Source organism: Siculibacillus lacustris (assembly GCF_004328075.1).
Lineage (GTDB): Bacteria > Pseudomonadota > Alphaproteobacteria > Rhizobiales > Ancalomicrobiaceae > Siculibacillus > Siculibacillus lacustris.
Genome location: NZ_SJFN01000069.1, coordinates 1 through 6,202, shown reverse-complemented (window position 1 = coordinate 6,202; position 6,202 = coordinate 1). Strand labels below are relative to the sequence as shown.

Genomic DNA, 6,202 nt, shown 5'->3' with positions numbered 1-6,202 from the left:
CCTGGCCTTGCCCCGTGTCTCGCGGTTACCGCCTGTCCCTGTTCACTGTCCGAGGGATTTTCCTGCGTTTCGTGCGGTTGCGAGGTTGGATGGGACGTTTGCGATCGTGTCGGAGGTGTTGTTGAGGAGTGTGAGGAACTTATAGAGTTCGTAGGCACCGGAGTTGGAGACGTAGACGACGTCCTTGTCGGCGAGTTGGAACTTCTGAGCGGCGAAGTAGCTCGCGGGGTCTCGCAGGTTTGCCTTGAAGATGACCGGGATCTCCTTCTGCCCGACCGGGAACTTGTCGAGCGGAACGTTGGCCTTGGCCATCCGCTCACGCGAGACCGTGCGGTAGAGATAGACATCGCGCGGATCGGCTCGGGCGTCGTCGAGACCGGCGGCCTTGCCGACGGCTTCGGCGAAGGAGATCTGGGTGGAGCCGAACTCGATGCGTCCGGAGGCCCGGACGGCGCCGAAGGCGAGGAAGCTGTGGGCCTCGCGATAGACGTAGATGGTGTCGGCGGGCTTCACGAAGATGTTTTCGCGGGCGTCGGCGAGGATGGTATCGAAGTAGACGGTCGCCTTGCGGGTGCCACGCTGAACCGTGACGTAGGTCTCGTAGCCGGGATGGATGATGCCGTTGGCCTTGGCGAGAACGTCGAGGACCCGATCACCGGCGGGACCGACGTTGACCTTGGAAGCGGTGTTGACGTCGCCGATCACCGACACCTGGCTCGAGCTCTGCGTACCGAGCGTGATGACCACCTGCGGCTCGATGGCGCGACTGGCCAGCGCCTTCTCGATGGCCTTCTGCAGATCGGGGATCGAGCGTCCGACGGCCTGGATCTCACCGGCGTAGGGCACGGTGATGGTGCCCTTCCTGTCGACCGTCTGGGGCGGCATGGTGACGAAGTTGCCGGCGCGCGACCCGGCTTCGAGCGGAATGAAGAGGCCGCCGGACTGAGATTCGAAGACGGTGATCTGGAGGATGTCACCGACACCCACGAGAATCTGGGGCGCGGGGCCGCGATCGTTGCCGAAGGTGGTATAGAGCGACGAGGCGGTCGGAAGCCCGAAGTTGGCGATGGCCGCCTGATCGACGTCCATCAGGACATATTGGAAGAGGGCCGCCGCGTCGGGGGCGCGCACGGTCTCGGTGGCGCCGGCATCGATCGAGCGGGTGGCGGGGCCGTCGCGGGAGAGTACGTCACAGCCACCGAGGAAGACCGCCACGGACAGACAGGCGAGCGAAGCGGAGCGGCGCAGGTTGGAAGAGCGCGACGCGTGGTGCTCGCCGAGCACCCGAGACCCGACACCGTCGACCACAAGATTTGGGATTCGAGACTGGTTCTGCATGTTGCCTACCGGCTCGTCGGTTGCGGGGCGGGTTGGGCCGGGGTCACGAAAGACCACCGACAACTCTCAGGGCAGCATTACAGCGCGAGGATCCTCCGACACAAGTGGCCAGACAGCGCCACCCGAGATTCGCCATATCGCTGTGGCGAGGTCGCATCAGAACGAAGCTCCCGCCTACCCCGAAGACACCGCCTCGGGCCGGCGCGTTGTCCCACATAAACCACGATCAGATTTAAACTTTGGTAAATTGCTTCAGATTAACATCGGGAACCGCCATCTCATGCAAGATCGTCATTTCATAGTCATCCCGATGGGCGAGGCAGGCGAAGTGTCGTGTCCGGTCCGGACGGTCGAAGCCCCGGGTGCGGGAACGTGTTTTCGAAACGGGTGATCCTCATGCGCGGTTCTTTCTTCGGTTCTTCTGTCGGGCTGGCGCTGATCGTCGGCGCAGCCCTCGGTGCGGTGTGGACCGAACCGAGTGTGGCACAGCCGGCCCCCTCTGCGTTGCGGGCACCCCGTTCGGACGTCGTCGTGCGGGGCTGGCTCGCCGATCTCAAAGCCTCCGGCGTAGCCGTCGAGACGGCATCGATCGACTACGACGCCGCCGGCAACACGGCGCGGGTGCGCGGTCTGAAGATCGTCGCCCCTGGACCTGCCCCCGTAGCCGGACAACCGCCGACGAGCGGTGGCCAGTTGGCGATCGCCAGCCTCGACGTCACCGACGCGCAGAGCGACAAATCCACATTCTCCGCCAAGACCCTGGCGGCGACGGGCGTGAAGTTGGAGGCCGGCGGCGTCGCCGGTTCGATCGCCACGCTCCGGCTCGACGATGCCGTGCTGCCGCAGATCGATCAGAGCCGCTTCGATCCCGGCAAGCCCTTCACCAGCCTCGTGGCGCGTCTCGGTGATCTCGCCCGCACCTCGATCGGCTCGGTAGCGCTGGGCCCCGTCGAGATCTCTGCTTCCGGAAGCCCTTCCCTCTGGAAGGCGGCCATCGCCGGCCTCGAGACCAAGGGGCTCACGGCGGGGCGCGTCGCCCAACTGAAGGTCGGCCGAATCACCGTCACGCGGGACGAGTCGAGAGCCTCGACGGAGATCGCCGGGGTCACGCTCGGCGAGTTCGATCTCACCGCCCTCACCCGGATCTTCGAGGCCCGCAGCTACATCTCCGGCGCGACCAACCGACCCTGGGCGGTCTTCGCCAAGAGCCTGGAGATCGGGGCGACCAGCAGTCGAGACGCCTCCGGCGTCGTGCGCTTCGAGGCCGTCACCGCCGGACCGGTCCGCCTGCGCCCCTTTTCGCGCAATCTGACGCCGATCCTCGACGCCACCTCGCAAGACCCGCAGTATTTCGTCACCCACAAGGACGAAGCCCGGGCGTTCGCCGACGCGCTCGCCGACTTCGCGGTCATCGACGCCGTCGAGCTCCGCCGCCTGATCGCCGACGACGGGACGACCGAGCCGAAGCGGCAGTTCGCCTTCGAGACCCTCACCCTCGACACCGTCGACCCGCGAAGCCTGAACGAGGCCCGGCTCTCCGGTGTCAGCCTCAAGGACGTGGACACCGCTGCCTCGCTCGAGACCCTGGCGATCGGCCGCCTGCGTCTGGTTCCGCCGCCCGCCTCGGAGGCCCAGGATGGCCCCAGAGGGTTGGTGCCGATCTTCGGTTCGATCGAACTCGGTGGTCTGCACGTCCTCAAGAGCAACCTCGATCTCAGCTTGGCGAAAGCCCGGATCGAGACGAGCGAGCCCATCGGGGTCGTCCCGACCCGCTCGAAGGTGAACGTGGAGGGCCTGACGCTCCCGGTCGCGGCGCTCACCAACCCGCAACTGCGCGGCTTCCTGACCGATCTCGGCCAGGACAAGGTGACGATCGGCCTCGAGATCGCCGCCAACTGGCAGGACGGCCCCGACGAGGTGACCCTCGAGACCCTGTCGCTCGCGTTCGAGAAACTCGGTCGCCTCACCCTGTCCGGCTCTCTCGTCAACGTCCCGCGGTCGCTCTTCGAACGCCCCGAGACCATCGGCACCGTCTACCAGCAGGCGGGCCTCAAACGCTTCAAGCTCGGCTATCGCGACGAAGGGCTCGCCCCGCGCGCCTTGAACCTGATCGCCGCGGTCAACAAGCAGCCGCCGGAGGCGATCAAGAAGGCGCTGACGGCCAACATGCCGTCGATCATGGCGCCGATCCCGGATGCCGCCGCCCGCAACCAGATGATCTTCGCGGCGATCGGCTTCCTCAACGATCCGCAGACGCTCGATCTGACGGCGACGGTGGTGGCGCCGATCCCGCTCACGACCCTCGTCGCCGCGGCGGCCGGAGCGCCGCAGGCCCTTCCCGGCCTGTTGAAGCTCGATATCGGCGCCAACCGCAAACGATGATCCGGCGGGCGCGAAGGCGCTCGTCTTGCACTGCAACCCGGATCGATGGTAAGCCCTCGAGGGTGAACATGAGGTCCGACAAATAGATCTGGGTCCATGTTCCCCATGAGAACAAAAAAATTGCAGGGCGGCGCGTTTATCGGCAGAGGGTCTGGTCGGCACGCATCCGAAGGTTCGTTCGTCGATTTACGACGCCCGAGTGTTTCTGAATCGGATGCGCGGCAACCCGGTCTTTCGAGTGACACGGGACGATTCTATTTGATGGACGATGCTGTGGAGGCTGCCGCCTGATGTCGATGAACGCCGAGAATTCGACGAGCGACTTCACCAGGGATGGGAGCTTTCATCCCGTTGCCGAGCGCGCTCAAGAAGGGCTGCAGACCATCCTGCAGGCCGCCAATCGCCAGAAGAAGTCCATCGGCATCTCCGTCGCCGTCTGCTTCGCCCTCGGCATCGGCTACCTGGCGCTGGCCGTTCCCCGCTACACCGCGACGGCGAGCCTGCTGATCGACGCCAAACAGGTCGGCATGACCGCGACCAGCGCGTTCGAGGGGGCTCTCGCCTTCGACACCGGCGCGGTCGACAGCCAAGTCCTGGTGCTCATGTCGGACAAACTCGCCGGCGCGGTCGTCGATCGGCTCCAACTGACCACCAATCTCGGCTTCGTGAACCCCCCTCGGTCGGTGTTCGGAGCGACCTTCTCGTGGGTGTCCAATCAGGTCGACGGTGCACTGCGGTGGCTGGGTATTGCCGACCCCACGCCTCGCTACGAAGATCTACCACCCGAATTGCAGAAGCTCGTCGTCGTCGAGCAACTGAAATATTATCTGAAGGTGACGCGCAACGCGCGCACCTACGTCCTCACCATCGAATACACCGACGCGGACCGCATGCTGGCCCGCACCATCGCCTCGACCTATGCGTCGTCCTACCTCGAAGAGCAGTTGGAGTCGAAGTTCGACGCCACCCGGCGGGCCTCGCTGTGGCTCGACGATCGCATCCGCGAGGTGAAGGCCAAGGCCAATGCCGCCGATCAGGCCGTCCAGGCGTTTCGGGCCCGCAACAACCTGACCGAAGCCTCCGGTCGCCTGATCAGCGAGCAGAACCTGACCGACGCCAACACCCAGCTGGCGGTCGCCAAGAACGATCTCGCCTCGGCCCAGGCCAAATATGAGCGCCTCAAACAGATCGTCGATGCCAAGGAATATACCGCCGCCGTCGTCGACTCGCTCACCAACCCCAATATCGCGCAGCTGCGTAGCAAATATCTCCTGTCGGCCAAGCAGAATGCCGACATCACCGCGAAGCTCGGCCCCCAGCATCTCCAGGCGCAGAATGCCCGCCAAGAGATGCTCCAGTACGAACATCTGATCTTCGAAGAAATCGTTCGCCTGCTGCAGAGCTACCAGAGCGACGTGCAGATCGCCGCCGACCGCGTCGCCAACTTCGAGCGCTCGATCGAGCGCATGCGCACCGCCAACCTCGCCGACTCCGATGCGATGGCCAAGCTGCGCGCGCTCGAACAGGAGGCCACCACCTACAATACCCTCTACGCGGGCTATCTGCAGAAGGCCCAGGACATGCTCCAGCAGCAGTCCTTCCCGATCACCGACGCTCGCATCATCACCGAGGCGGCGATCCCGCTCCTCCCCTCGAGCCCGAAGAAGCTCCTCGTGCTTCTCGGCTCGCTGTTCCTCGGCGGCCTCGTCGGCGGCGGTGTCGCCGCCCTGCGCGAGTTCCGTGAGCGCGGCTTCCGCACCTCCACCCAAGTCCGCGAGGAGCTCGGTCTCGACTTCATCGCCTATGTGCCGGAACTGCCGAAGGACACCTTCAAACTCCACCCCGAGGCGCACGCGGAAGGCAAAGGATCGCGCTCCGCCCGCGTGGTTCGCCCCGCCAACCCCGGCCTCGAAGTGGTGCTCGACGACCCACTGTCGCGCTACGCCGAATCCATGCGGGCCCTCAAGATCGCCACCGACTTCCGCTTCGGTGTGAAGCGTCCCCTCGTCCTCGGCTTCGTCTCGATGTTCCCCAACGAGGGCAAGTCGACCGCGGCGAAGAACTATGCCTCGCTGATCGCCGCCCAGGGCGAACGGGTCCTCCTCGTCGACGGCGATCTGCGCAATCCGCAGCTGACGCGCGATCTCACCCCGCAGGCCACCCTCGGTTTCGTCGACCTTCTCCAGTCCAAAGAGAAGGCCCTCTCGGACGTCGTCCACATCGAAGAGCGATCGAAGCTCGTCTTCTTGCCCGGCGCCACCCACAAGCGCATCGCCGCATCGAGCGACGCCCTCGGCTCCCAGGCGATGATCGATCTCGTCCAGAAGGCCGCGACCGCCTTCGATCTGATCATCATCGACCTTCCGCCGATCGGCGCCGTCATCGACGCCGTCGCCGCCTCCCGCTTCATCGACGGCTACTATCTCGTCGTCGAATGGGGCAAGACCCCCCGCAGCGCCGTCCGCGACATGCTCATCGCCGA

General features: G+C 65.3%; 3 protein-coding genes. 2 read left to right on the top strand and 1 reads right to left on the bottom strand.

The features are described from left to right. Window positions 1-42: 42 nt before the first annotated feature. Window positions 43-1,338 carry a polysaccharide biosynthesis/export family protein gene (locus tag EYW49_RS22540; protein WP_131311968.1) on the bottom strand — a complete coding sequence of 432 codons (1,296 nt, stop codon included), beginning with the start codon at window positions 1,336-1,338 and terminating at the stop codon, window positions 43-45. A gap of 396 nt (window positions 1,339-1,734) precedes the next feature. On the opposite strand from EYW49_RS22540, the gene EYW49_RS22535 reads away from it, so the two are divergent. Both EYW49_RS22535 and EYW49_RS22530 read left to right on the top strand, forming a co-directional pair. After that, entirely contained in the window at window positions 1,735-3,720 is a 1,986-nt protein-coding gene (locus tag EYW49_RS22535; protein WP_131311966.1) for a hypothetical protein, read from the top strand. A gap of 290 nt (window positions 3,721-4,010) precedes the next feature. Then, window positions 4,011-6,202 (top strand): GNVR domain-containing protein (locus EYW49_RS22530; RefSeq protein ID WP_131311964.1); only part of this gene is annotated, 2,192 nt, incomplete at its 3' end.

Coding starts and splice junctions, on each gene's coding strand:
- EYW49_RS22540 (WP_131311968.1), bottom strand. CDS start 1,338: ATGCAGAACCAGTCTCGAATCCCAAATCTTGTGGTCGACGGTGTCGGG.
- EYW49_RS22535 (WP_131311966.1), top strand. CDS start 1,735: ATGCGCGGTTCTTTCTTCGGTTCTTCTGTCGGGCTGGCGCTGATCGTC.